Annotated in this window: 21 protein-coding genes and 1 tRNA gene; 13 read left to right on the forward strand and 9 right to left on the reverse strand. The window is 41.2% G+C overall.

From position 1 onward, the window contains the following. Nucleotides 1-54 precede the first annotated feature (54 nt). The 3 genes from BHC51_RS03525 to BHC51_RS03535 all read left to right on the forward strand — a co-directional run bounded on the left by BHC51_RS03525 (nucleotide 55) and on the right by BHC51_RS03535 (nucleotide 4,409). Nucleotides 55-1,533 (forward strand): amino acid permease, encoded by a 1,479-nt coding sequence (locus BHC51_RS03525; RefSeq protein ID WP_100123262.1) that lies wholly within the window; start codon nucleotides 55-57, stop codon nucleotides 1,531-1,533. A 162-nt stretch (nucleotides 1,534-1,695) separates the two neighbouring features. Continuing rightward, nucleotides 1,696-2,946, forward strand: coding sequence for a kynureninase (kynU, locus tag BHC51_RS03530; protein ID WP_100123310.1), 1,251 nt, complete (start codon nucleotides 1,696-1,698; stop codon nucleotides 2,944-2,946). A gap of 80 nt (nucleotides 2,947-3,026) precedes the next feature. Beyond that, a complete protein-coding gene (locus BHC51_RS03535) occupies nucleotides 3,027-4,409 on the forward strand; it encodes an amino acid permease (RefSeq protein WP_100153328.1) in 1,383 nt (460 codons plus the stop codon). A gap of 375 nt (nucleotides 4,410-4,784) precedes the next feature. Here BHC51_RS03535 and BHC51_RS03540 read toward each other — a convergent pair whose 3' ends face one another. Together BHC51_RS03540 and htpG are read right to left on the reverse strand one after the other, a co-directional pair. Then, nucleotides 4,785-5,198 (reverse strand): DUF2628 domain-containing protein, encoded by a 414-nt coding sequence (locus BHC51_RS03540; RefSeq protein WP_100153329.1) that lies wholly within the window; start codon nucleotides 5,196-5,198, stop codon nucleotides 4,785-4,787. Nucleotides 5,199-5,656: 458 nt separating this feature from the next. Then, the gene (gene htpG, locus BHC51_RS03545) at nucleotides 5,657-7,555 is read right to left on the reverse strand and encodes a molecular chaperone HtpG (protein ID WP_100153344.1); all 1,899 of its coding nucleotides are present in this window, start codon (nucleotides 7,553-7,555) and stop codon (nucleotides 5,657-5,659) included. Between the two features lie 201 nt (nucleotides 7,556-7,756). Here htpG and BHC51_RS03550 point away from each other — a divergent pair, with 201 nt between their 5' ends. From BHC51_RS03550 to BHC51_RS03575, 6 genes are all read left to right on the forward strand, one after another. After that, nucleotides 7,757-8,857 (forward strand): conjugal transfer protein, encoded by a 1,101-nt coding sequence (locus BHC51_RS03550; protein WP_100153330.1) that lies wholly within the window; start codon nucleotides 7,757-7,759, stop codon nucleotides 8,855-8,857. Between the two features lies 1 nt (nucleotide 8,858). Next, nucleotides 8,859-9,335: a low molecular weight protein-tyrosine-phosphatase gene (locus BHC51_RS03555; protein WP_100153331.1), complete on the forward strand. Its 477-nt coding sequence runs from the start codon at nucleotides 8,859-8,861 to the stop codon at nucleotides 9,333-9,335. Between the two features lie 171 nt (nucleotides 9,336-9,506). Then, complete coding sequence (locus tag BHC51_RS03560) at nucleotides 9,507-10,235, forward strand: YebC/PmpR family DNA-binding transcriptional regulator (protein ID WP_100100256.1); 729 nt, start codon at nucleotides 9,507-9,509, stop codon at nucleotides 10,233-10,235. Between the two features lie 71 nt (nucleotides 10,236-10,306). Beyond that, entirely contained in the window at nucleotides 10,307-10,516 is a 210-nt protein-coding gene (locus tag BHC51_RS03565; RefSeq protein WP_100100255.1) for a dioxygenase, read from the forward strand. Beyond that, nucleotides 10,513-10,896 carry a hypothetical protein gene (locus BHC51_RS03570; protein ID WP_100153332.1) on the forward strand — a complete coding sequence of 128 codons (384 nt, stop codon included), beginning with the start codon at nucleotides 10,513-10,515 and terminating at the stop codon, nucleotides 10,894-10,896. Before BHC51_RS03565 ends, BHC51_RS03570 begins: the two co-directional genes overlap by 4 nt. A 2-nt stretch (nucleotides 10,897-10,898) precedes the next feature. After that, complete coding sequence (locus BHC51_RS03575) at nucleotides 10,899-12,221, forward strand: aminopeptidase P N-terminal domain-containing protein (RefSeq protein ID WP_100153333.1); 1,323 nt, start codon at nucleotides 10,899-10,901, stop codon at nucleotides 12,219-12,221. Between the two features lie 77 nt (nucleotides 12,222-12,298). Here the strand turns inward: BHC51_RS03575 and hslO are convergent, their stop codons facing one another. Beyond that, nucleotides 12,299-13,213 carry an Hsp33 family molecular chaperone HslO gene (gene hslO / locus BHC51_RS03580; RefSeq protein ID WP_100100302.1) on the reverse strand — a complete coding sequence of 305 codons (915 nt, stop codon included), beginning with the start codon at nucleotides 13,211-13,213 and terminating at the stop codon, nucleotides 12,299-12,301. A 422-nt stretch (nucleotides 13,214-13,635) separates the two neighbouring features. Between hslO and BHC51_RS03585 the strand changes: the two genes are divergently transcribed. Continuing rightward, nucleotides 13,636-13,977 carry a hypothetical protein gene (locus BHC51_RS03585; RefSeq protein WP_100153334.1) on the forward strand — a complete coding sequence of 114 codons (342 nt, stop codon included), beginning with the start codon at nucleotides 13,636-13,638 and terminating at the stop codon, nucleotides 13,975-13,977. Between the two features lie 808 nt (nucleotides 13,978-14,785). Here the strand turns inward: BHC51_RS03585 and BHC51_RS03590 are convergent. The 5 genes from BHC51_RS03590 to BHC51_RS03610 form a co-directional block, all read right to left on the reverse strand. Then, a tRNA-Arg gene (locus BHC51_RS03590) sits at nucleotides 14,786-14,862 on the reverse strand. Between the two features lie 168 nt (nucleotides 14,863-15,030). Then, nucleotides 15,031-16,500 carry a YfcC family protein gene (locus tag BHC51_RS03595; RefSeq protein WP_100153335.1) on the reverse strand — a complete coding sequence of 490 codons (1,470 nt, stop codon included), beginning with the start codon at nucleotides 16,498-16,500 and terminating at the stop codon, nucleotides 15,031-15,033. A gap of 61 nt (nucleotides 16,501-16,561) precedes the next feature. Further along, nucleotides 16,562-17,497 carry a carbamate kinase gene (arcC, locus tag BHC51_RS03600; protein ID WP_100100248.1) on the reverse strand — a complete coding sequence of 312 codons (936 nt, stop codon included), beginning with the start codon at nucleotides 17,495-17,497 and terminating at the stop codon, nucleotides 16,562-16,564. Nucleotides 17,498-17,519: 22 nt separating this feature from the next. Next, nucleotides 17,520-18,527, reverse strand: coding sequence for an ornithine carbamoyltransferase (locus tag BHC51_RS03605; RefSeq protein WP_100153336.1), 1,008 nt, complete (start codon nucleotides 18,525-18,527; stop codon nucleotides 17,520-17,522). 22 nt (nucleotides 18,528-18,549) lie between these two features. Further along, nucleotides 18,550-19,794 carry an arginine deiminase gene (locus BHC51_RS03610; protein WP_100153337.1) on the reverse strand — a complete coding sequence of 415 codons (1,245 nt, stop codon included), beginning with the start codon at nucleotides 19,792-19,794 and terminating at the stop codon, nucleotides 18,550-18,552. A gap of 624 nt (nucleotides 19,795-20,418) precedes the next feature. Between BHC51_RS03610 and BHC51_RS03615 the strand changes: the two genes are divergently transcribed. Beyond that, nucleotides 20,419-20,883: an Lrp/AsnC family transcriptional regulator gene (locus BHC51_RS03615; protein ID WP_100100245.1), complete on the forward strand. Its 465-nt coding sequence runs from the start codon at nucleotides 20,419-20,421 to the stop codon at nucleotides 20,881-20,883. Nucleotides 20,884-20,918: 35 nt separating this feature from the next. On the opposite strand, the gene argS is transcribed toward BHC51_RS03615, so the two are convergent. After that, the gene (gene argS, locus BHC51_RS03620; protein ID WP_100123270.1) at nucleotides 20,919-22,655 is read right to left on the reverse strand and encodes an arginine--tRNA ligase; all 1,737 of its coding nucleotides are present in this window, start codon (nucleotides 22,653-22,655) and stop codon (nucleotides 20,919-20,921) included. An 887-nt stretch (nucleotides 22,656-23,542) separates the two neighbouring features. Here argS and BHC51_RS03625 point away from each other — a divergent pair. Together BHC51_RS03625 and BHC51_RS03630 are read left to right on the forward strand one after the other, a co-directional pair. Then, the gene (locus BHC51_RS03625) at nucleotides 23,543-24,424 is read left to right on the forward strand and encodes a hypothetical protein (RefSeq protein ID WP_100153338.1); all 882 of its coding nucleotides are present in this window, start codon (nucleotides 23,543-23,545) and stop codon (nucleotides 24,422-24,424) included. A gap of 287 nt (nucleotides 24,425-24,711) precedes the next feature. Further along, complete coding sequence (locus tag BHC51_RS03630) at nucleotides 24,712-25,596, forward strand: hypothetical protein (protein WP_100153112.1); 885 nt, start codon at nucleotides 24,712-24,714, stop codon at nucleotides 25,594-25,596. Nucleotides 25,597-25,770 lie beyond the last annotated feature (174 nt).

A 25,770-nucleotide genomic window follows, 5' to 3' on the forward strand; every position in this document is an offset into this window, starting at 1 on the left:
ATCTACATACGGTGCTGCTCAGATTCCATGCTGCACCGGCAAAAAAAATCCTGAATGCCCTGCATAAATCAGGAGTGCCGACTGCCGACTGCAATCTGCTCATTCCAGATTGCCAGTCCGGCCTTTACTACCACAGAGGAGAACACTTTGAGTACATCATCCACACTCAAAAACGGACTTAAAACACGCCATCTGACCATGATATCCATCGCCGGTGTCATCGGTGGCGCATTATTTATTGGCTCCGGACCTGTAATCTACCATACCGGACCAGCCGCCATTCTTGCCTATGGCGCCGGTGGCATACTGGTTATGCTGATTATGCGCATGCTCGGTGAAATGGCTGTTGCCCATCCAGACAGCGGCTCTTTCTCTACCTATGCCGATATCGCTATCGGTCGCTGGGCAGGTTTCAGCATTGGCTGGTTATACTGGTACTTCTGGGCACTGCTCATGGGCTGGGAAGCTTATGTAGCCGGTAAAATTCTTAATAACTGGTTTCCGATGGTACCCATCTGGGGCTACATGCTGGCAGTAACAATAGCATTAGTTATCATTAACCTGATGGATGTCAAAAATTACGGTGAATTTGAATTCTGGTTTGCCTTAATCAAAGTAGTAGCCATCGTTCTGTTTCTGATTGTGGGCAGTCTGGCCATTATGCACCTATGGCCGTGGGGACAGGCCGATGCTAAAGGTTGGTCGCATTTAAGCAATCAAGGGTTTATGCCTCACGGCATATCTGCGGTTATTACCGCACTACTAGGGGTAATGTTCGCCTATATAGGAGCTGAAATAGTTACCGTTGCCGCAGCAGAATCCAGCCATCCGGCTACAGAAATTCGCAAAGCCACTAAATCCGTGGTCTGGCGTATTATCCTGTTTTACGTTGGTTCGATTTTCATTACTGTATGCCTGATTCCCTACAATGACCCACACCTGAGCGACCCTACATGGGGCACATACAGTGTAGTATTAACCTCTTTAGGTATTCCGCAAGCTCGCCATATTGTGAATTTTGTTGTACTTACCTCAGTACTGAGCTGCTTTAACTCAGCTCTGTATACCTGCTCACGTATGTTGTACTCACTGGCCAAACGTGGCGACGCACACCGGATAATGACCTATATCTCGAAAAATGGTAGCCCTCAAATCGGCGTGCTCATTTCCTGTATCTTTACCCTGTTTGCCGTTTACCTGACTGCTACTGCCAAAATGAACGTTTATGATGTACTACTGACTGCCACCGGCACCATTGCCCTGTATGTTTATCTGGCCATCAGCTTCTCACAATTATTTTTACGTAAAAAACTAGAAAAAGAGGGACAGACACTCACATTCAAAATGTGGTGCTTCCCTTGGCTGACCTATCTGGTTATCGGACTAATTATCGCCTCCATCATCACCATGATTATCGAGGGAACCTATAAGCATGAAGTAATTTACACCAGCATACTAGCAGCCATCATTCTGGTTATGGGCATACTGGCACAGGCATTAAAATTCGGTAATAACAGAACTTCAGCAGAATAAAACCGGCATATGGTATTAATCAGAACGCCATTAGCATTTTATATAACTGTATTTACGCAGATTTATAAATACAATCATTTTGATAAATTAATTTAAAATTTATTCTCCATGATTGGCAACAATTCTGTACACTATTCATTTTCCAAATTCTACCTGCACAAAATGATTACACTAGAACAATGTCAGCAATGGGATGCCGCCGACACTCTGGCGTCACTAAAAAATCAGTTCGAATTACCACAAGGAGTTATTTATCTGGATGGTAATTCTCTCGGTGCCAAACCCAAACAGGCAGCAGAACGGGCTCAGGCTGTGATTAATCAGCAATGGGGTACAGATTTAATTAATAGCTGGAACAAGGCTGGCTGGTGGGATTTACCAGTACGGCTAGGTAACAAAATCAGCCGCCTGATTGGTGCACAGGAAAATGAAACTGTAGTTACCGATACCACCAGCCTGAACCTGTTCAAAGTTCTGGCTGCTGCGGTACACATTCAGCAGAATAATGACAATACCCGTAAAATTATTATTGCCGAACGTGACTCCTTTCCCACCGATATTTACATGATTGAAGGTTTTATAGCTCTGATTAATCAGGGTTATCAACTTCATTTAATCGACACCCCTGCTGATCTGGCTACCAGCATTAATCAGCATACCGCCGTTGTCGTGCTATCACATGTTAATTACCGCACCGGCTACCTGCATGATATGGCTGCAACCAATGAACTGGTACACGCCCATGGCGCATTACTCATCTGGGATCTGTGCCACTCAATTGGCGCCGTCCCCATTGACTTAAATGGCAGCAACAGCGATTTTGCCATTGGCTGCACCTATAAATACCTGAATGGCGGCCCCGGTGCACCAGCCATGTTGTGGGTACATCAGCGTTACCAGACTGCATTCAGCCAGCCTCTTTCCGGCTGGTGGGGACACGCAAAACCTTTCGATATGGCCGTCAACTATACGCCTGCTGACAACATACGCCGCTACTTATGCGGTACACAGCCGATTGTCTCCATGAGTCTGATAGAAAGTGGCGTAGATATCTTTTTACAGACTGATATGCACGCCCTGCGGCGCAAATCCCTGCAACTAACTGATTTACTGATTGCACTAACCGAACAGGAATGCGCAGGCTTTGACCTGACCCTAATTACCCCACGGGAACATACACACCGTGGCAGCCATGTCAGCCTGCGTCATCCGCATGGTTATGCCGTAGTTCAGGCACTGATCGCCCGCGGAGTGATTGGTGATTATCGCGAACCTGAGGTCATTCGCCTTGGCGTAACTCCCCTGTACCTGAGCCATGTCGATATCTGGCAAGCTGTGCAACACTTGAAACAAGTACTACACAATCAGGAATGGGCACAGCCTCAGTTTCATACGCGCGGGCAAGTAACCTGATTTTCATTTTCAACTCAGATAGTTACAGGCCGAGCGTGAATATTCTGCTCGGCTTGTGCTTCTCATCATAAGGAAAAACGATGGGTAATTTCGAGCGTATCCAATCGCGTGAAACGGGGTTACACAAAAAACTGTCGGCCAGCCAGATGAGTATGATTGCCATTGGTGGCGCGATAGGTACAGGGCTGTTTCTGGGCAGCAAATTTGCCATAGGCTTTGCCGGGCCGGCCGTAATTATCAGCTATGCCATAGGCGGGCTGATTGCACTGGCGATGATGGGTTGTCTGGCTGAAATGACTGTCCAGCACCCTACTTCCGGCTCTTTTGGCGCCTATGCCGAATTTTATCTGCACCCACTGGCCGGCTTTCTGGTACGTTACAGTTACTGGGCATGTATCGTACTGGCAGTGGGCACGGAAGTAACCGCTATTGCCGAATACATGAAATTCTGGTTTCCACAAGTGAATTCATGGATATGGATTGCACTGTTTTCCTGTAGCCTGATTGGCGTCAATGCCTATAGTGTTAAAGCATTCGGTTCAGTAGAGTACTGGTTTTCTACCATCAAGATTTTTGCCATCATGGTATTTATCGTGCTGGCGATAAGCGTATTACTGTCACAAGGCAATATCAGCAGGATTGAACAAAATCTTTTTAGCGGCGGCTTTGCTCCAAATGGATTTTCCGGCATATGGACTGGCGTTATTATTTCCATATTCAGCTATCTGGGTATCGAAATGATTGCCATAGCCGCAGGCGAAGCCACCAATCCCGAACAAGCCGTAAAAACTGCATTCAAAGGCACACTGGCACGACTGCTGATATTTTACCTGCTGGCACTCAGCCTGATTGTCATGCTGGTACCTTGGCGCGAACTGATTCAAGAAAGCAGCACCAGTCCGTTTGTAACCGTAATGCAAAACGTAGGCATACCCTTTGCCGACAGCATACTTAACTTTATTGTCATTGTGGCCGCACTTTCAGCCATGAACAGCATGCTTTACATAGCCACCCGCATGATGTTCAGCCTGTCTCGTGCCAACGAAGCACCACAAATATTCGGTAAAGTAAAAAACAATGGTGTACCGCTTAATGCACTGGCTTTATCTTCTGCCGGCATTGCCGTGGCTGCGCTGGTTTATGTATTTAACCCAGAAACCGCCTTCCCCATTATGATCGCCCTGTCCATGTTTGGGGCGCTGTTCAGCTGGGGTGCAGTATTTCTGACGCATCTGTGTTTTCGCCTGCGTATGCAACGGCAACAGCAAACACCTAAATTCCGGGTACCAGGATTTCCATTCATTACACTGGCGGGTTTGATTGCCATCATCAGTATCATGATTACTACCTGGTTTACACCGATATTCCATGCCACATTATTATTTGGTATCCCTTTTCTGGCTTTTCTAATTCTGGTGTATATTATTCAGGCATATCATAAAAAAGCACAGGCAAATAAATAAGCCCATGCTTAATCGTATATAATAGCAGCTTCAATAGTAACAACCATGAAGCTGCTATTTCATACTTCCATATCAGGATTTAACCGTAACAAATATAAATAACAGCTTATTTAGCAGTGGCAAATATTGTCTGAAATTAGAGCAGAAATTCAATCAACAACTTGAAAGATATACTAAAATTTACAGCATACAACTTACGTAATCTAATTAATTACACCTATGCTGCACATTCTCCAGTACAAGCCCTCTGAGTTCTCCATGAATATCATCAGCAAAACTTATATTTTTCAAAATAGACAATAAATAAAACGGCTAAATAAGGCATTCCCAAGAACACGACAGATAGCCGTTATCAGTAACATCTTGCTCAAGCTATTAAAACAATCCCTCAAATATATTAAAGGATTTGGATTTTTTTACTCTATGTAAATAATAGGCCGGATTAGCAATTGTCATTGACAAAGCAGCATAAGCACAGCTGGTAATATTGTTATTTACTCCACTGATAACTAAAACCAGCTTAATAGTAAACAAGAACAACACTAGCGTTATTGCTTTACGCCACATACCTAAAAATAAAAAATAAAAAGGTCCGAAAAAAGCTGCCCAAAAATTACAGTTTAATGTAATCCTCCGCCCAACTGATAAAGCTTTAAAATTTTCTTTGTATTGAGCAGTTGATTTTAATTTTGGTAAACCATTCTCCTCAAAAAATTCGAATCTGAACTGCCATGCCTTACTAAGCCCCCAATTGGCGAAATCAAAATTCTTTTCAGTACCGTTATCCATAAATGACCTTTTAATATACAACTCAAAAAAAATCCTAATATTATATTTAACAAAAAATAATAATTTTAGAAATAAAATACAAATTTTTAACGCAATTTATTATTTTAACCTGTTTTATTAATATAAATATATTAAAATAATTTAATCAAAAATTTCTTTACATTTTATTTTATAAAACAGCTTCTGAAACTATAAACCTGTGTTGAACTAACATATCTGAGCAATAAAAATAGTATGCAATCTTATAACCACTAATCATACTTTTGAACTTATTAAAGCTTTATTATCAAGCTACGCTTCTCAGAAAAACATTATAATCACAGCAAAATAAATAATTGAATTTATCTACCTTATGCCATACCACCCTGCCATAAGCCCCGTCAATAAAACAACTATTCAAACAGCAATAAAAAAGGCTGCCTCAGATGAGACAGCCTTTATAAACCATACAAACAGCTTTACTGGTTTAACGTCAGCAACAAATGATTCATGCGTTTCACAAAGGCAGCCGGATTTTCCAGTTTGCCGCCTTCGGCCAGCAGCGCCTGATCATACACCAGCTCCGCCAGCTCATTACGATGCGTTTCGTCCTGTTCTGCTGCAATCTTCTTAATCAGCGGATGTTCCGGATTAATTTCCAGCGTAGGCTTGGTGTGCGGAAGCTGTCCTGCTGCGCCAGAAGCTTCCAGCATACGAGCCAGATGCTGGCTCATATCATGCTCACCAACCACCAGACAGGCAGGGCTTTCAGTCAGACGTGCTGTTGCTCGCACAGCATCTACTTTATCACCCAAAGCAGCCTTAATCTGCTCAACCAAGTCCTTATTGTCTTCTTCAGTTTTAGCCTGTGCCGCTTTTTCTTCCTCATCGGCCAGATTACCCAAATCAAGTGAACCCTTGGCCACACTCACCAACGCCTTACCATCAAATTCTGGCAGACTGTTTACCACCCATTCATCGACACGGTCAGTGAGCAGCAATACCTCAACACCTTTTTTCAAGAAGATTTCCAGATGCGGGCTATTCTTGGCAGCAGCATAACTATCGGCAGTAATATAATAGATCTTTTCCTGCCCCTCCTTCATGCGGCTAATATAATCGGCCAGCGTGACATTCTGCTCATTGCTGTCATTATGCGTAGAGGCAAAACGACACAAACCAGCAATTTTATCTTTATTATTATAATCTTCAGCAATACCTTCTTTTAGCGTATTACCGAATACCTGCCAGAATTCAGCATATTTCTCCGGCTGGTTTTTCTTCAGGTCTTCCAGTAAAGACAATACCTTTTTCACACTACCTGAACGAATAGCGTCCAGATCACGGCTTTCCTGCAAAATTTCACGCGATACATTCAGCGGCAAATCACTGCTGTCAATCACCCCGCGGATAAAACGCAGATAAGATGGCATCAGCTTTTTCGCATCATCCATAATAAACACACGTTTAACATACAACTGCACCCCATGCTTAGGCTCGCGCTCATACAAATCAAACGGCGCATGTTTAGGCACATACAACAACCCAGTATATTCATGCCTGCCCTCTACACGAAAATGCGTCCACGCCAGAGCATCATCATAATCATGCGATACATGACGATAAAAAGTCTGATACTGCTCATCAGTAATTTCATTTTTCTGCCGTTGCCACAAAGCCTGAGCCTGATTTACAACCTCTAGCTCATCCGAATGTTTTACATTACCTTCATCATCATATTCCGGCGCTTTCTTCATATAAATCGGCACAGAAATATGGTCACTGTATGTAGTCACAATCCGGCGTAAAGTCCAGTCAGACAACAAATCCTTCTCATCTTCCTTCAGATGCAGAATGATATCAGTACCACGCTTAGCCTTACTGATGGGTTCAACAGTAAACTCACCGTCACCAGCGCTAACCCAGCGCACTGCCTCATTCTCAGCCACACCAGCCTTACGACTTTCAACCGTTACCTTGTCTGCTACAATAAATGCAGAATAAAAGCCCACCCCAAACTGACCAATCAGATTAGCATCTTTCTTATCATCACCAGTCAGCTTTTCCAGAAATGCTTTAGTACCGGATTTGGCAATCGTACCCAGATGTTCAATCACATCCGCTTCATTCATACCAATACCATTATCAGATACCGTAACCGTTTTAGCTTCTGCATCCGCAGTAACAGTAATCCTGAATTCAGCATCATCCCCTAACAAAGAAGCGTCATTTAATGATTCAAAGCGCAACTTGTCGCAGGCATCCGCTGCATTAGAAATCAGCTCACGCAAAAAAATTTCTTTATTACTGTATAAAGAATGAATCATCAACTGTAATAACTGTTTTACTTCAGTCTGGAAACTGTGTGTCTGTTTCATAATCTTTCTCAAAGTACCCAAAAATGATTGTTGTAAATTCAAAATAAGGGCAGCACAATCCAGTTTCAAGCCAGCCTGTCGCCCAAATCAACTTACACCGGCAAACAAACACATACAGCCGGATCAGCATATTCTTTTCAGCTGAAGCTTATTTGCTACAATAGCGCCTTTACACAAGTCTACTAAAATTGATCCAACATCATGAACACACATCACTGCCTACCAGATACACGTGCATTTCCAGATGACCACGTTAAAAACGAACTGTTACTTCATGCAGCCAGTCTGGTAACATCTACATCAAAAGCCCAAACCACCCTCGCCCGCGAAAGCCTGCAGACAGAAATCACTCGAATGCTGGCACAAAATCACTACACCAACCTCTCAGTAGCACTGGCTATGGCTGCCAACAGCGATATTTACAATATCCTATGGAACACCATGGAAACAGTATTACAGGCGCAAAACCAGACCGAAGTACAATGGCTGGCTCTACCCGTAATAGTAGTAGGTGGTGCCAAAGAAAATATCCGCCTGCCCGAAACCATACCCGCCGCAGCCATTGCCGAAACCTTTAAAAACCAGCCCCAATCTGAAGTCTGGAATAAAATTCACTGGGCTGCCCATCTCATCAATGACACAACCCTGAGCCATATCAAAGCCAGCCAGTGGTTTGCAGCCAAACAAAACCCACAAATTGCCGCCGACTTCCTCAGCCAGTTACCATATTCACCGCTGCTGGTAGAAAGCGGGCAATCAGTGCAGACCTTTTACGCCTTAGGTTTTGCCAGCACAGACATCCAGCCTGCCTTAAACAGCAATCTGGCAGATACAGCCCTGCCCCTGATGCAAGTCTGGCAGACCCATCTTACTACCGCCGGTGCTACTCTGTTCACCAACCCACTTTCTCCGCAATCTCCCCTGAATGCCTTACGTTCAGGCAATGCCATGCGCTTACGCATGGCCTGCGACGTATTTACCACCAACGCCATCCGCGCAATACGCCTGCAAAGTCCGCGCGTAGGTGTAGTTATCGCAGCACAGGAAGGCGGAAACATCCTGTTTGGCTTCAACGCTACCGACAGCGCATTTGAACTACAGCCACAAATTTTCTGCTGGCCACTTACTCAGGCTGATAACATCGACAGCATAATCCAAAACTTCATCGACTTACTGGCCGAGTGCCATGTTGAAAACATTCGCCTGTTGCACGAGCCCATCAGCACAGAGAATGAACTGCCCAATTATGCCCAGTCCATCAACATGGCAGGACACAATCCCCTTTTTCCACGGAATCATTGATATGCCTGCAACCAAAGTATTATTTGTCTGTTTAGGTAACATCTGCCGCTCTCCCATGGCTGAATATGTTCTGCGTGATCTGGTAACCCAAAAAGGCCTTAGTAAACAGATTGAAATTGCCAGCGCCGGTACGTCTGGCTGGCATAACGGCGAAGACATGCATCAAGGCAGCAAAAACATCCTGCATGCGCACAACATCAACACTCATGGTTTCCAAAGCAGCGAAGTAAGACCGGAAGATATCGCCATTTACGATCACATCATAGCCATGGATGACAAAAATCTACAGGATTTATCACGTATTTTTGGCAGCAGTAGCCGTGACAAAGTCTATAAAATTACCGATTTACTTCCAGACAGCGAATACGATTACGTACCTGACCCCTATTTCAGCGGCAACTTTAACGAAACCTACACCATCATCCATGCCGGCTGCATCGCATGGCTAAAGCACTGGCAAAGCAACAGCACAAAATAGCTTAAGATTACCCCACCATTTATACAAACCAGATAGCAGCCTACTCAATAAAAAAGCAATATGGTAAAATTAATACCATATTTCAATTATTTGATGGCGTTCACACCTGCCAAAGCCGCAAGCTTTGGCTTTGTTTTAACGCAATAAAATCATCACAAAAAGGATTTAAAAATGGCAGGACACAGCAAGTGGGCCAATATCCAGCATCGTAAAGGACGTCAGGACGCCAAACGCGGCAAAATATTCACCCGTCTAATTAAAGAAATTACCATTGCCGCCAGACTCGGTGGCGGAGATCCAAACGCCAATCCACGCCTGCGTCTGGCGATGGATAAAGCCACCGATGCCAACATGCCCAAAGACAACATACAGCGCGCAATAGACAAAGGAACAGGCAATCTCGAAGGTGTTGAATATGTAGAACTGCGTTACGAAGGCTATGGCATCGGCGGCGCAGCGGTCATGGTAGACTGCCTCACCGACAACAAAACCCGTACCGTTGCCGACGTACGCCATGCATTTACCAAACACGGTGGCAATCTCGGCACCGATGGTTCCGTAGCATTCCAGTTTACCCATCAGGGCTATCTGCTCTTCAGCCCGGATGTAGACGAAGACAGCTTAATGGAAGCCGCACTGGAAGCAGGCGCCGAAGACGTTATCATTCAAGAGGACGGTTCCAAAGAAGTTATTACCGAACCTTATCAGTACAGCAGCGTCAAAGAAGCACTGGAAGCAGCCGGCTTTCATGCCGCAGATGGCGAAGTAACCATGCGCCCAGTCAACGAAACCGTACTGGCAGGAACCGAAGCAGAAAAAATGCAGCGGCTTCTGGATGCACTTGAAGATCTGGATGATGTCCAGAACGTGTATACCACCGCCGTACTGGAAACAGAATAAAACCAAACGGACTGCAATCCAGTCCGTTTTTTATTACTTACAGCTTAACAACCCTCATCATCTTCAGATTCATGCAAGCCACAACCCAACTTTTCCAAACAGCTTCAGCCGGAGAATGTGCCGAAGTTCTCGATTTTTGGTTAAACGAATGCAGCCTTGATCAAGCACCAGATGCACATACCGTGCAGCAATGGCAGCAGCTCTTCCAGCAGCGTGGCAACAAATTTATCCGACTGGCTTCCCTATGCCAGCAATGGCTAAACGAAACAGATTTAACATGAAAGCAGCATATATAAACAAATGGCTATTACTAGCCATCTGCTGGTTTATAGCCAGCATCTACTTTCTGTTTTTCAAATCCAGCGGCAATCCAGTACCCATTCCACAATTCGACAAAATCTGCCACCTAGGTTTATTTTTCGGACAGTTCTGGCTACTGGCCAAAGCCTGCTTCAGTGCCAGCATTACCATACCACAGCGCCTGTTCATCATCACAGCAATCATCTGGGCAGCAGCCAGCGAAACCATTCAGGCACTATTCACCACCCGCGAAGGCGATATAATGGATGCAATCGCCAACCTAACCGGCGCAGCACTGGCACTCTGGCTGGCTCAACAAATACAAACAGCTCGCCACAACAGCAGCAAGGAGAAATACTAACCATGGATATCGACATCACCATTTACCAGCAACGTCGTCAGAAAGTGCTGGAAAAAATCGGCGAAGATGGCATTGCCATTCTTTTCGCTGCACCGGAACAGCGCCGCAGCAACGATACAGAATATCCTTTCCGGCAAGACAGCTATTTTCATTACCTGACCGGCTTTCCCGAAACCGGTGCCGCACTGATACTGAATGGCCGTGAACACAGCGCTACCCTGCTGTGCCGCAATAAAGACCCCAAACAAGAAATCTGGAATGGCTTTCGCTATGGCCACACAGCAGCACGGGAAATATTTGCTTTCGATGCCACCGACGACATCAGCCAATGGCCGACTTATCTCAGAAATGCCCTGCCCGGCCATCGCCGCCTTTTTGCCCTATGGGGTTTGTATCCTGAAAACGACCCGAAACTAATCGAATTATGGTACGAAGTTGCCCGCATCGCCAACTATCGCAGCGCCAATGGCAGCACCCTCGCACCAGACAGCATGGTCAATCTTGCCACCATACTCGACCCAATGCGGCTCATCAAAGATCAGCATGAACAGGCATTAATGCGCACGGCAGCCGAAATCAGCGCACAAGCACATATCCGCGCCATGCAGACCACCCGCCCGGGACAATATGAATATCAGATAGAAGCCGAAATCCTGCACGAATTCATGCAGCGCGGAGCACGCTATCCCTCATATAACAGCATCGTCGCCAGTGGCAGAAATGCCTGCTGCCTGCATTACGTCAGCAATAACTGCCAGCTTCAGCACAACGAACTACTCATGATAGATGCCGGTGCCGAATACCAGATGTATGCAGGTGACATCAGCCGTACCTTCCCCATCAGCGGCCGCTTCAATAGCGCGCAAAAAGATATTTACGACATCGTACTGGCCGCTAATCAGGCCAGCATTGCCGCTACCGTCAAACAGGCCAACTGGCAAACCATCAGCGCCACAGCCATCAGCATGCTGACTCAGGGGCTAATAGATTTGCGTATCCTGCATGGCAGCCTGGAACAGAACATCGAAACACAAGCCTACCGGCGTTTTTACATGCATGGCCTCGGCCACTGGCTTGGTTTGGATGTTCATGATGTTGGAGGCCGCTTTGATGAAAAAGAACAGCCCATCCTGTTACAGCCTGGTATGGTAACCACAGTCGAACCCGGCTTGTACATCAGCGCTGCCGATGATATACCATCCGCATTCCATAACATCGGCATCCGCATAGAAGACAACGTCCTCGTTACCGAAACAGGCAACGAAGTCCTTACCGCTTCCGTACCCAAAACCATCACAGAAATAGAAGCATTAATGCAGCATTAAAACCACAGAATTACCAAATCAGCATACAAAAAAGCAGTCAACGAATTCCGCTGGCTGCTTTCTGTCTCAAATCTTTTCTAATGATTCAACTGCCGTGCTGCCAGCTCCTGCTGTGCTGTTGTCACAACATCACTGCCAAACAAAGCATTCACATCAGCCTCATCAAACACATAACGTGCATAACAGAAATCACAGTTCACCTCAATACTGCCTTGCTCCGCTACCGCCTCACCTACTTCCTGTCCGCCCAGCAACAGCAGCATATCCCCCACCTTCGTACGGGAACAGGTACAGGCAAATTCCACATCCTGTGGCGTAAACAGCCTTACCTCATGCTCATGAAACAATCGGTACAGCAAAGTCTGAGCATCTAATTGCAACAACTCATTTGCAGTAACCGTACCAGCCAGAGCAGACAATTCCGTCCAGCTATCTTCATCAACATCCTGCTCCGGTAACCTTTGCAGCAATAACCCACAAGCATGATTATCGTCTGCCGCCAGCGTAATATGAGTCGCCAGTTGTTCCGAGCGCGCCATATAATTCATCAGCATCTGCGCAATACTATCACCAGCCAGCTCCACTACCCCCTGCCATGATTCACCCTGCGCCGGTTGCAACGTCAGCACAAACATGCCGCCCTCACCCAGCAAATCCACCAGCTTCATATTCTCATCAATTACCGCAGTCTCATCCCAGCGCGCAGTTGCCCGGCAAGTAGCTGCTGAGGTAGCTTCTGCCACCAGCATTTTCAACACCCCCTTACCTTGCACCTGCACAATCAGATTACCGTCAAACTTCAGATTACTGGCCAGCAATACCGCAGCTACCGTTAATTCGCCTAAAGCCTGATGAATCGCCTTCGGATAAACCTTATTTTCCGCCACATGCCGCCATACCTGCTGCAAATTCACATGCAGACCACGTACCGGACAGTCATCAAACATAAAGCGCGTTAACTGATCTGCCTTAGCCATCTTATTTTCTGACATCATTACCATCCCGACAAAATAATCAGCCAATATGGCCGCACCTGCCAAAAAAATCAAGTCAGATTACCATCAGACCAGAACCGAAAATTTCCCCTTAATCAAATCAGCATACAAAATGTAAAAACTGCACAAACAAAAATCCATACACAGGAATATCAATACCCAACAACTACACAAATAATATATAAAAAAGAAACAATGAAACTATCTATAATTTTGAAATTACAATTAATAATAGTATATTAATATACTTCGGACATTCTGACATTCAATGTCTTCTCAGGTGTGAACCCAGCAACAAATATTACAGAATGAGCCTCTAAAGATAAGGCAGGTTTACTAACCGTGTACAAACTTTCATAAATGATTATATGAATGGTACAAACCATAGTGAATAGTTTAGACTACATAGCAATTCAACAATGAGTAATCCTCTTTTTGTTCATAGCATTGAAGCACATGAACAAGTTATCATTAAGAGAACACAAACTATGCAAACTGCAAAGTCAAATAGCCGCATACATATTATTGCATTATTTATTATCATTTATACAATTTGCCAAGCGATAGTATTCTTCGTCCATCCTGTTTGGCTGCTCATCGAAAAATTATCATTTTTCATTGACGATTTACTTAATACAACAGGAATTGCATTAGCTGACGGCGAATTCAATCCGGCCGGATTATGGGTTATCTTTGGTATTCCTCTATTATTGGCCTTAATCATTTCCTACCTCATTAAAAGTAGCATTAAAGCTCACTGAGATAAAGTGACTACATCCAGCAAACTAACATCTTTATGGTTTAGCGGTACTACATCACTATCTAGCGCTATCAATATATTGCACTCATAACACATGCAAAAAACATCAAAAATACGCATTACCACAATAAAATATTGACGAAACCACAGCTACCAACCATTTAGAACACAGCAAATTTATTCTAGTTTGCAGCAAGCAGGCTTTAGCATTACCCTCAAAGTATACGACTAAACATTATCAGATATACCAAACAGCAAACAATAGCGTAGCAACAAATAAACAGTTACAACGACAATTGAATACGAGTACTAACAGCAAATTATAGCGACAGACTAACCTATAATCGTATTAATCATTGCAAAAATGATTAACCTGTATAACTTGACCATCTAATCAGCCAATTGCCAGCTATGGCTGTTAGCCTGCATAAAATAGATTTAGTAATGTCTGCATTAAGCAATCACAGCCTTAATTAAATTCATCACATCGGCATAGAAGAAAAGAGCCTCATATTCAATTGTCAGATCAATATTCAACACACTAAACATTCACTTGCCGAGTAAAGAATGACATCCATAGACAATGCAGTAGCAGCATTTAAAATGACTAAAACCAAATTTATTAAAAAATAAAAAACTTATAACAACCAAGTTGCCCACGCTTATTACTACCAGCACAAAAAAATTACATTCCCCGTTAAACTCATTGTCTGCTACGGAAAACCAATAAATATCCCTTAATTTTGCAGTTCAAATAAGCATTGTCATTCCAAAATTGTTATATCACCAACAATTATAACTTATCAAAATGGTGCACCCGGAGCGATTCGAACGCCCGACCCTCTGGTTCGTAGCCAGATACTCTATCCAACTGAGCTACAGGTGCATGATTTATTCAGGTTTAAATAAACAGATACAGCCAAATTCCCGTATCCAATATATTCAAAGCATAAAAAGATGCCTCCGGAATTTGCCTCATTGCTTCTTAATTCAGCACTCCTCCCTAAAATCTACAGCAGATTGAGAGAGGAGCCAAACAACACAAATTTAATAATTATTTTGTCAATATCATCATAGATGCAGTCAAAATAATTATATTCATAATCAACAGAATAACAATCGGCCGTCCCATAAATTTCAGCCAAGTACTATAATTTACTTTAGATAACTGCAAGCCACCCATCACAACACCAGAAGTTGGCGTAATCAGATTGACTAAACCACTACCAGCTACAAAAATCATAATCATAATATTAGGATCCATACCCAATTTCGCAGTTAGCGGCCCCAAAATAGGTATAGAAACAAAAGCCAGAGCAGATGTTGAAGGAATTAAAAAAGACAAACCTAAATAAATAAAATAGGCTACAGGAACAAAAATAACTGGCGATAATCCCGTTAACAGATTCTGGGCTTTATCCAAAATAAATAAATCTAAATGCGTTTCACCCATCAATACAGAAATAGAACGTGCAACAACAATGATCAGAACCACTGATAAAATATCACAAGTTCCCGCTATAAAATTATTAATAATTTCTTTTTCCGACATCTTCGCTGCAATACCAATGACTACAGACATCAACAAAAACCACATTGCCAAATCACCAAAAGTCCAGTCTCCGAAATTATTTCCAGTCAGAAATGACGTCCAACCATTAAAAACAGTTACCTTAAACTCGCCCCAGGGTATTAATGAAATAATCATCACAACGAAAGTAAATGCAAATAAAATCAGAATATTTTTTTCACGACGACCAAAATTAAGATGTTCTGTATTTTCTGCATTAAAATTCACATTCATTTCAGTTTGTTCACGCTCTGACAACAACGTCATACTTTTATCTTTTTTAACCTTCTTGGCATAGCGCATAACATACCATATAAAAAAAGCGAGCGTTGATAACCAAAGGACTGTTCCTACAGTGATTATTGTTCCCTGATTCGTATTATAGCCAACACCCTTAAGAGCATCACCAGCCACACCAGTAGCGAAAGGGTTAACAGTAGAACCCAAAACCCCGGCCCCTGCTCCCAAAAGAATAACCGCTACAGCTATTATGGTATCAAAACCGGCAGCAACTAACGTGGCAGTAATAAGAACATAAAATGCAATAGTTTCTTCAGCCATTCCATATACAGTTCCACCTATAGAAAACAAAAACATTAACAGAGGAATCAGCACCAGTTCTTTACCCTTTAACTTTTGAACCAACGCAGAAATACCCGCCTCTAAAGAATTTGTTTTCATCGCCACATTTATAAATCCACCTAAAACAAGAATAAATACAGCTATATTGATAGAATTCTGAAAAGATTTAAATGGTGCCATCACAAGATCACTAAGCGATGGAGAAATAACCGTAGAGACCACTTCTGAACTTTCAGGAAGCATTACCGGAGTAAATGAATGACCCGATAGCAATTTAGAAATAATCCATAGCAAAGTCAAAATAATAAATAAAATACTAAATGCTGATAAGGATTTCTTTTCTTTTGGTTGAGTATTTTTTTCAGCTTGCATAATAAAGAATCCTAAAAAAAAAGTATCGCATTTATTAAATACGATACCTTGTTTGGTTTAGTTAGTAGTATGTCAACTCGGCAGAAAAAGAAGTATTAATTTTCGTACCAGCAATACCTTTAACAATATCATCAATATCAGCCAAAGAACCGATTACCGCTGATTTTCCCGGATTATCCCGAGCAAAATTTATGGCTGCCTGCACTTTCGGACCCATAGAACCAGCCGCAAATCCCATTTTCTCCAGCATATCCGGATGGGCTTCTTTAATGGCTTGCTGATTTGGTTTCCCCCAATTAACAAAAGCTGCAGATACATCTGTTGCAATTATAAAAATATCAGCCGCAACCTGCTTTGCCAAAACAGCAGAACAAAGATCCTTATCAATTACCGCTTCTACTCCCTTTAACGTACCATCATCATCGTAAAATGTTGGAATACCACCACCGCCAGCACAAATAACCACCGTACCCTTTTCTAATAACCATTTAACTGGCCGAATTTCAAAAATACGTTTGGGAATTGGGCTAGGAACAACACGCCTGTATTTGTCATTATCAGGAGCAATACTCCAATTTCTTTCTTTCGCCAGCTCCTCTGCCTCTTCCTTCGAATAAACAGGACCAATAGGCTTAGTCGGATTCTTAAATGCAGGATCGTTCTTATCAACCTCCACCTGAGATAACAATGTTGCCAATGGCGTTTCTAAAGGAAGAAGATTACCTAATTCCTGCATAATCATATAACCAATCATCCCAATAGACTCCGCCCCTAACACATCCAAAGGGTATGAAGGAACATCAGTATATGACAAAGACTGTAACGCAATCAGCCCCACTTGCGGACCATTACCATGCGCAATCACCAATTCATTTCCCGGATAAACCTTAGCGATTTGTTGGCATGCAATCTTAGTATTTTGACGTTGATTCTCAGCCGTTAAAGGTTCACCTCTTCGCAAGAGCGCATTACCACCTAAAGCAATAACAATTCTCATTCTAATTCCGATCGTTTTTATTTTAAATTAAACTGGATACAATAACTGCTTTAATGGTATGCATTCTATTTTCTGCCTGTTCGAATGCAATATTAACAGGCGATTCAAATACATCCTCAGTAACTTCAATACCATTTTTAAATTGAGGATATTGTTCCGCAACCTCTCTGCCCACCGTAGTTTCAGAATTATGAAATGCAGGTAAACAATGCATAAATTTAACCCGTGGATTGCCAGTTGCCGCAATTAATTCCTTATTTACCTGATACGGAGTTAACGCATCAACACGCTCACCCCATGATTCGATAGGTTCACCCATCGAAACCCAAACATCAGTATGAATAAAATCAACGTCTTTCACCGCCTTATGCACATCATCAGTCACAGTAATGCGTGCGCCACTTTCTTGTGCAAATCTTTCACACATTGCCACCAGCTCAGGTTCAGGTAACAATGATTTAGGGCCAGAAATGCGCACATCCATACCTAGTTTCGCACCGATTAACAATAATGAATTTCCCATATTATTGCGTGCATCACCTACATACGCGTACTTGATTTCATTTAGCGGTTTGCCATTAGAATACTCCAGCATTGTTAACACATCAGCCAGCATCTGCGTAGGATGAAATTCATCTGTCAAACCATTCCACACAGGAACACCTGCATAATCAGCAAGCTCTTGCACAACAGATTGCTTATAACCGCGATATTCAATACCATCATACATACGCCCTAAAACACGGGCCGTATCTTTCATACTTTCTTTATGCCCGATCTGAGAACCACTCGAACCAATATAAGTCACATTTGCACCCTGATCATGGGCCGCAACCTCAAAAGCACAGCGAGTTCTAGTTGATGTTTTTTCAAAAATTAAAGCAATATTTTTGCCTTTTAATAACTGCTGCTCAGTTCCAGCATATTTAGCCCTTTTAAGATCACGAGCCAGATCAATTAAATAATTAATTTCACGTTCAGTATGATGAACCAAACTAAGCAAATTACGATTTTTTAGATTGAAAGCCATAATAAATATCCTTTATTTTTATTTAAATGATTGAATCACGAATAATCGGGCAAGTCATACAATGACCACCACCACGCCCACGCCCTAATTCCCCCGCATCCACCTCTAATACCTCTACCCCGTGATCACGCATAATCTTATTTGTATAAGTATCACGGTCATAAGCAATGCAAACCCGTCTATCTAACATAATTACATTATTGGCATCATCCCATTGCTCTCTCTGAGCCTGGAAATTGTCCCCGCCAGTTTGAATACGGGTAACCTGCGCACCAGTTACTTTACCCATAGCCTCTGCAACAACATCAACAAAATGTTGACCTTTATGCTCTTCAATAGTAATTTTTTCTTCAGTACTGCTACTAAATAAGCTATAACATTTAATCTGATCGACAACTTCTGGGAAAACTGAAAATAAATCATAATCCAGCATTGAAAACACAGTATCCAGATGCATTGCAGCACGTGATTTTGGCATTTGACATGCAATTACCCTTGTTGCACCATCCACTTTTCCACAAATACTTTTTGCCAATTGAGATACCATTTGAGGATTAGTACGTTCACCCATACCAACCAACACAACCCCGTTACCTACCGGCATTACATCCCCGCCCTCAATAGACAATGTTCCTAAATCCTCATCCGTATCACCCCACCAGATCTTAGCTTTACCAGCAAAATAAGGATTAAACTTATATATTGTTCGCATTATCAGAGTTTCTGGACGACGTGCAGGCCAATACATCGGATTTAAACTGACACCCCCATAAATCCAACAACTGGGATCACGTTGGAAAAGAGCATTTGGAGTTGGAGCAATTAAAAAATCATCTTGAGCCATGTAATTAAACATCAGATCACTACTGGTTTTAAAAGGTAAATCTGATTTTGTAATACCGCCGAATAAAAATGCAGACAGATCTTCAGCAGGAAGTTCATTTAACCAGGTACGCACATCACTTAGCATATGAACCCCGATATTTTGAGGAACAAAAAGACGATCAAGAATCCAGTTTCTATGTTCTTTATTTTGTAATACTTCACTTAAAGCGATATTTGCATCAATAACATGAACACCGCGATCTTTCATTATATTCACAAAGTTATCATGATCACGCTGAGCCTTTTCAACCCAAATAACATCATCAAACAAAAGCTCACGACAATTGGATGGCGTCAATCGATTATGGGCTAAATTAGGACGACACACCATTACACTTCGCAATTTACCGCATTCTGAATTAACACCTAAATTTTCAGACATTATAAAAGCTCCTCAATACATTATTTAACATGAAGATACTGAATCCATAACTATTATGGCTTTTTTGTATTGAAATTAAATTTTTTAAATTATGAAATTGCGATATATTTTGAAATTTTATTTCAAATAATCCATGATTGATAGAATCCGATTTTAATTGTCATTATTGCCTTAAAAAGTTCTGCAAAAATGTTTAAAATTCTCTATCATTGAACAAAAGAGAATTGTGAAAAATTGTTGATCTTCAAATTGCAACGATATCGAAAAGCTGAGGCTGGAATACATGACAAAGAATTTTGCTGCAAATAAAAAAGAAGTGATCATATTTTGTATAAATGACCAGATAACCCATATCCTGAGATTAAAAGCACAGGAGTAAGTGTATTCAAAACTCAATCAACAATACTTAGCGATCAAACCAAATACATTGATCACAAATATTCGATTCATATCTGCTTGCTAACTTCCAGCATACAAGAAGCGTAACAAAGAGTGGTTAACGATATATATAGCTCAGAGCATCCTCATAAGGAATTAAGCCATATGATACCGATAGAATATAAATAATTTAAATAAATACATAAACTTCTATGTAACTGCTGTACTAACAATAAGGTATTTATAATGAAATTGGATAATATAGACAAAAGAATACTTAGAATACTTCAACGAGAAGGCAATATTCAAAATAACGAACTTGCCAAAAAAGTAGGATTATCCCCATCTCCATGTCTGCGTCGTATTAAAATATTAGAAGATTCTGGATTTATCAAACAATATGTTGCCTTGCTGGATAAAAAAACCATTAATAAGCAATTAATAGTGTATGTCAGAATAAAGATAGATATCGCAAACACAAACTCCGCCGCCATAGAAAGATTTATATATGAAGTGAAATCATTGTCACAAATTCAAGAGTGCTACGTGATGGCCGGAGAAAATGACTTCTTACTGCGAGTATTGTGTAAAGACTTAGAAGAGTACAGAAGCTTTCAAGTAAATACCTTATCATTATTACCCGGTGTCTGTAATATCAGAACAGAGATACCATTACAAGTTGTCAAATGGACAACAGAAATAGATATCTAAACAAAAAAGCCTGAATTTACAGGCTTTTTTATTTCTCACATTTTATCTAATACATCTAATCCCAAAAGATCCATCCCTTGTTTCAAGATTCTTCCCGTTAATCTGGCGATCTGTAAACGACTATTCCTGATTTCGTCTTTTTCCTTCAGAATCGGATATTTCTCATAAAATTTAGAGAATGAAGAAGCAAGCTGAAATAAATAGTTAGCAAGATAATGAGGCATACATTCTTTAGCCACAGAAACAACAACATCCTCAAACTGGATTAATAGACATAACAGGTTTTTTTCATCCTGCTCAGATACAGTAATAACATGATCTGCAATGGGTTCAATTGATTGCCCACTTTTATTCAGCAAACTTTGAATACGTGTATAAGCATACTGTAAATAAGGCGCAGTATTCCCCTCGAAAGACAACATACCTTCCCAGTTAAAAATATAATCACTCGTTCTGTTTTTAGATAAATCTGCATACTTTATCGAAGAAATACCAACAGCAGTTGAAATCTTAGTAATTTCATCATCAGATAACGCCGGATTTTTCTGGCGTACCAAATCTGAAGCCCTTTCAACAGCTTCATTCAAAAGATCAATTAATTTAACAGTATTACCATCCCGGGTTTTAAATGGTTTCCCATCTTTTCCCATCATAGTACCAAAAGCGATATGCTCCAGCTTAACATTTTCAGTAGCGAATCCCGCTTTATGTACAGTTGCAAAAAGCTCTTTAAAATGTAAACTCTGGCGAACATCAACAACGTACAGAATTCGATCTGCCTTTAAATGTCTGACACGATATCGAATACATGCTAAATCAGTGGTCGAATATAGAAAACCACCATCGCGCTTCTGAATAATAAAAGGCGTAGGATTGCCATCCTTATCTTTAATCTCATCCAGAAATACAACCTTTGCGCCCTCACTATCTACCGCTATGCCTTTTGCAACAAGCTCATCAACAGTTGGTTGCAAATCATTATTATATGTAGATTCACCTTTGAAATTACTTTCATTAACCAATAATCCGAGTTTCTTATAGACTTCTAAGCAATGTTTTTGGGACACTTGGACAAAACGACGCCATAAAGCGAGAACTTTTTCATCTCCGCTTTGTAATAACACTACATAGCTTCTGGCTGTTTCTGCAAATTCTTCTGACTCTTCAAATCTCTTTTTGGCATTCCGATAAAATGCTTCCAGATCCACCAGCGCCACATCACCTTCCCCAACATTTTCTGTTTCAACCATATAAGTAATGAGCATACCAAATTGCGTTCCCCAATCGCCAACATGGTCTTGACTGAAAGCATCATGCCCTAAAAACCTCAATACCCTGTTTAAAGCATCACCAATAATACTGGCACGCAAATGACCAACATGCATCTCCTTAGCTAAATTAGCAGAAGGATAATCGATAGGTATAATCTGTTTCGGTTGTTTTTTTACACCTAATCTATCATCAACCAGACTTTCTAATGCCCTCTGACTAAGAAAGCTGCCTGATAAAAAAATGTTAATAAAGCCAGAACCTAATACCTCAATAGTCTCCGCAATCCCCTCTGCTTTTAAACTGGCTAAATTACTTACAATTTTTTCAGCCAGCTCTCTAGGATTTAATTTTAAAGATTTTGCAGCCGCCATAGCGCCGTTAATCTGATAGTGGCCAAATTCAGGTTTTGATGCAGGACGCAGCAAAGTAGCGTAAGAAGATAAACCACTATCTTCAAAAGCTTTATCCACATAACTATTTAAGAATTTTTGTAACTCCATTACCTCGCACCTCATCTTTATATATTTATACTTGTATATATAACATAAAAAAATATAAAAGAAATTATAATTATTTATAGAATTTATTGATAAATTTGCTTTTTATTAAATTACTCAACAAAAAAAATAAATACATTGATACTAAACATATACTTATAAAAAATATATACCCATACTAAAAACAAAAACATTAGCACAAATATAGCAGATAAAATATAAACCATAATTTTTCTCATACAATTCAGAATTTCATCAATATACCAGCAACATGAATGGCATACTTTACTTACACAGACTTTATTAGAACAATAATAGCCACACGCTGAAAAAGGATTATAAATATTGCATAAATTATTGAGTATCAAACTAAAAACAACCAGCCCAATAGCAAAATCGCATCAACATCAAAACAGGCAGAAATTAAGATAATTATCAGTGATTCCGACCCGGATATAAACATAGATACTTAATACCTTGATAAACCAATAAAAAATATGTCAGTATAGAAACAATCAATATCAGATAATCAAAAATTTTAAACCTATTCAAAACCACATCAATTTATTGCGCATGCCCGTTAATAATATTTTTATCTATAAATTCGTTTATCTGACACCAGACATATATCAGCAAAATAAAAAAGTCAGCTTCACATCCAAAAACAAACAGCAAAAAATAGCAATAGATGTTGCCATTTATTTTTATCAAACTATGCTTTTTCACCATTAAATTCTACTTATTCCCCCACCGTGCACTTATAGTAAAAAATAATTATTGCTTTCAGCTTACCATTTCATTACATAGATTAATTTTTGTATAACTGCTTATTTATTTTAGATTAAAACTGTGCTAATTTCTATACTCGTCGCTACAGAGGATACATCAGTATGAAGAGCATATTTAAACCGTATTTCAAGCTTATCTGTTTAAGCTGCCTGCTACTGCTGGCCGGTTGTGATGATAAGCAGGCTGGTGATAAAGCGGCGCAGCAGCAGCCGGTGCTGGCACGTCATCAGGACAGATTTGGCCGCTATGATTCTATTGGTAATCTGGGCGGCAAGCCGGTAAGTATCCCCGGCGGGGTAGTGTTTACCTGGGTACGCTATATCGGCGACCCGGGCGATTTTGATTCCAGCAAACAAGCGCAAAAGTATCAGCGCCCGCCGATTACTTACCAATTGCCTATTGAAGATATTGATTTTCAGTACCGGCTGACAGATGGTGCAGTTAAAACCAGAAGAGAGCAAACGGAAGAGGATTATCTGCGTGATAACAGAACTTTGATTCCAGAGGGGAAGCCGTTTCCATGGGGCTATACCATTGTTTACAATATTGTTGATCCACACCAGCCACTTAATTTTAATAAAGCACTAGCTGACGAATTACAAGCCACCAAGAAAGTCTGGCACTTTGACTATTTTGAACAACCACAAAAAGTATATGGCTTAACTTATTTCAAAGCCAATAATGGGATTGATCCCAGCACCAATCAGCCATGGCAGGATAATATCGCCGGGCCGGATATTTTGATGTCCAAAAATGCGCAAGGTGAGATTAAAACCTATATTCTGTGTGATTTTGTTGGCGAAGTTCTGCAATGCAACCATCGATTTTATCTTGATAATTTACCTATATTGATAAGCATAACTTATAACCGCCAGTATTTGAAACTCTGGCAGCAAACCCAAAAAAATATAGCCGGCATACTGGATAGCTGGGTGGTTACGGATAAAGGCGCATTAATTAAGAAGCAGGCAGGGAAGGTGTAAAAATTCCTGCTGATTATGTCTGTTGGGAAGCAGGTGTCTAAACTACCGCTTTTAATAAAAACTGGCAGTCATCACTGGCAGAAAATCTTGCCATTTATTTTTATCAAACTATGCTTTTTCGCCATTAAATTCTACTTACCCCCACTACTGTGCATTAATCGTAAAAAATGATTGTTGCTTTCAGCTTACCATTTCATTACATAGATTAATTTTTGTATAACTGCTTATTTATTTTAGATTAAAACTGTGCTAATTTCTATACTCGTTGCTACAGAGGATACATCAGTATGAAGAGCATATTTAAACCGTATTTCAAGCTTATCTGTTTAAGCTGCCTGCTACTGCTGGCCGGTTGTGATGATAAGCAGGCTGGTGATAAAGCGGTGCAGCAGCAACCGGCACCTGTAGTGCCCCATCAGGACAGATTTGGCCGCTATGACTCTATTGGTAATCTGGGCGGTAAGCCGGTAAGTATCCCCGGCGGGGTGGTATTTACCTGGGTACGCTATATCGGCGACCCGGGCGATTTTGACTCCAGCAAACAAGCGCAAAAGTATCAGCGCCCGCCGATTACTTACCAATTGCCTATTGAAGGTTTTGATTTTCAGTACCGGCTGACAGATGGCGCGGTAATGAGCTATAGAGAGCAAACAGAAGAGGATTATCTGCGTGATAACAGAACTTTGATTCCAGAGGGGAAGCCGTTTCCATGGGGCTACACCATTGTTTACAATATTGTTGATCCACACCAGCCACTTAATTTTAATAAAGCACTGGCTGACGAATTACAAGCCACCAAGAAAGTCTGGCACTTTGACTATTTTGAACAACCACAAAAAATATATGGCTTAACTTATTTCAAAGCCAATAATGGGATTGATCCCAGCACCAATCAGCCGTGGCAGGATAATATTGCCGGGCCGGATATTTTGATGTCCAAAAATGCGCAAGGTGAGATTAAAACCTATATTCAATGTGATTTTGTTGGCGAAGTTCAGCAATGCAAGCATCGATTTTATCTTGATAATTTACCCTTATTGATACGCATAACTTATAACCGCCAGTATTTGAAACTCTGGCAGCAAACCCAAAAAAATATAGCCGGCATACTGGATAGCTGGGTGGTTACGGATAAAGGCGCATTAATTAAGAAGCAGGCAGGGAAGGTGTAAAAATTCCTGCTGATTATGTCTGTTGGGAAGCAGGTGTCTAAACTACCGCTTTTAATAAAAACTGGCAGTCATCACTGGCAGAAAATCTTGCCATTTATTTTTATCAAACTATGCTTTTTCGCCATTAAATTCTACTTACCCCCACTACTGTGCATTAATCGTAAAAAATGATTG

This window comes from Snodgrassella alvi (genome assembly GCF_002777745.1).
In the GTDB taxonomy this organism is placed as follows: Bacteria; Pseudomonadota; Gammaproteobacteria; order Burkholderiales; family Neisseriaceae; genus Snodgrassella; species Snodgrassella alvi_D.

Coding starts and splice junctions, on each gene's coding strand:
- BHC51_RS03525 (WP_100123262.1), top strand. CDS start 55: ATGCCCTGCATAAATCAGGAGTGCCGACTGCCGACTGCAATCTGCTCA.
- kynU (WP_100123310.1), top strand. CDS start 1,696: ATGATTACACTAGAACAATGTCAGCAATGGGATGCCGCCGACACTCTG.
- BHC51_RS03535 (WP_100153328.1), top strand. CDS start 3,027: ATGGGTAATTTCGAGCGTATCCAATCGCGTGAAACGGGGTTACACAAA.
- BHC51_RS03540 (WP_100153329.1), bottom strand. CDS start 5,198: ATGGATAACGGTACTGAAAAGAATTTTGATTTCGCCAATTGGGGGCTT.
- htpG (WP_100153344.1), bottom strand. CDS start 7,555: ATGAAACAGACACACAGTTTCCAGACTGAAGTAAAACAGTTATTACAG.
- BHC51_RS03550 (WP_100153330.1), top strand. CDS start 7,757: ATGAACACACATCACTGCCTACCAGATACACGTGCATTTCCAGATGAC.
- BHC51_RS03555 (WP_100153331.1), top strand. CDS start 8,859: ATGCCTGCAACCAAAGTATTATTTGTCTGTTTAGGTAACATCTGCCGC.
- BHC51_RS03560 (WP_100100256.1), top strand. CDS start 9,507: ATGGCAGGACACAGCAAGTGGGCCAATATCCAGCATCGTAAAGGACGT.
- BHC51_RS03565 (WP_100100255.1), top strand. CDS start 10,307: ATGCAAGCCACAACCCAACTTTTCCAAACAGCTTCAGCCGGAGAATGT.
- BHC51_RS03570 (WP_100153332.1), top strand. CDS start 10,513: ATGAAAGCAGCATATATAAACAAATGGCTATTACTAGCCATCTGCTGG.
- BHC51_RS03575 (WP_100153333.1), top strand. CDS start 10,899: ATGGATATCGACATCACCATTTACCAGCAACGTCGTCAGAAAGTGCTG.
- hslO (WP_100100302.1), bottom strand. CDS start 13,213: ATGTCAGAAAATAAGATGGCTAAGGCAGATCAGTTAACGCGCTTTATG.
- BHC51_RS03585 (WP_100153334.1), top strand. CDS start 13,636: ATGAGTAATCCTCTTTTTGTTCATAGCATTGAAGCACATGAACAAGTT.
- BHC51_RS03595 (WP_100153335.1), bottom strand. CDS start 16,500: ATGCAAGCTGAAAAAAATACTCAACCAAAAGAAAAGAAATCCTTATCA.
- arcC (WP_100100248.1), bottom strand. CDS start 17,497: ATGAGAATTGTTATTGCTTTAGGTGGTAATGCGCTCTTGCGAAGAGGT.
- BHC51_RS03605 (WP_100153336.1), bottom strand. CDS start 18,527: ATGGCTTTCAATCTAAAAAATCGTAATTTGCTTAGTTTGGTTCATCAT.
- BHC51_RS03610 (WP_100153337.1), bottom strand. CDS start 19,794: ATGTCTGAAAATTTAGGTGTTAATTCAGAATGCGGTAAATTGCGAAGT.
- BHC51_RS03615 (WP_100100245.1), top strand. CDS start 20,419: ATGAAATTGGATAATATAGACAAAAGAATACTTAGAATACTTCAACGA.
- argS (WP_100123270.1), bottom strand. CDS start 22,655: ATGGAGTTACAAAAATTCTTAAATAGTTATGTGGATAAAGCTTTTGAA.
- BHC51_RS03625 (WP_100153338.1), top strand. CDS start 23,543: ATGAAGAGCATATTTAAACCGTATTTCAAGCTTATCTGTTTAAGCTGC.
- BHC51_RS03630 (WP_100153112.1), top strand. CDS start 24,712: ATGAAGAGCATATTTAAACCGTATTTCAAGCTTATCTGTTTAAGCTGC.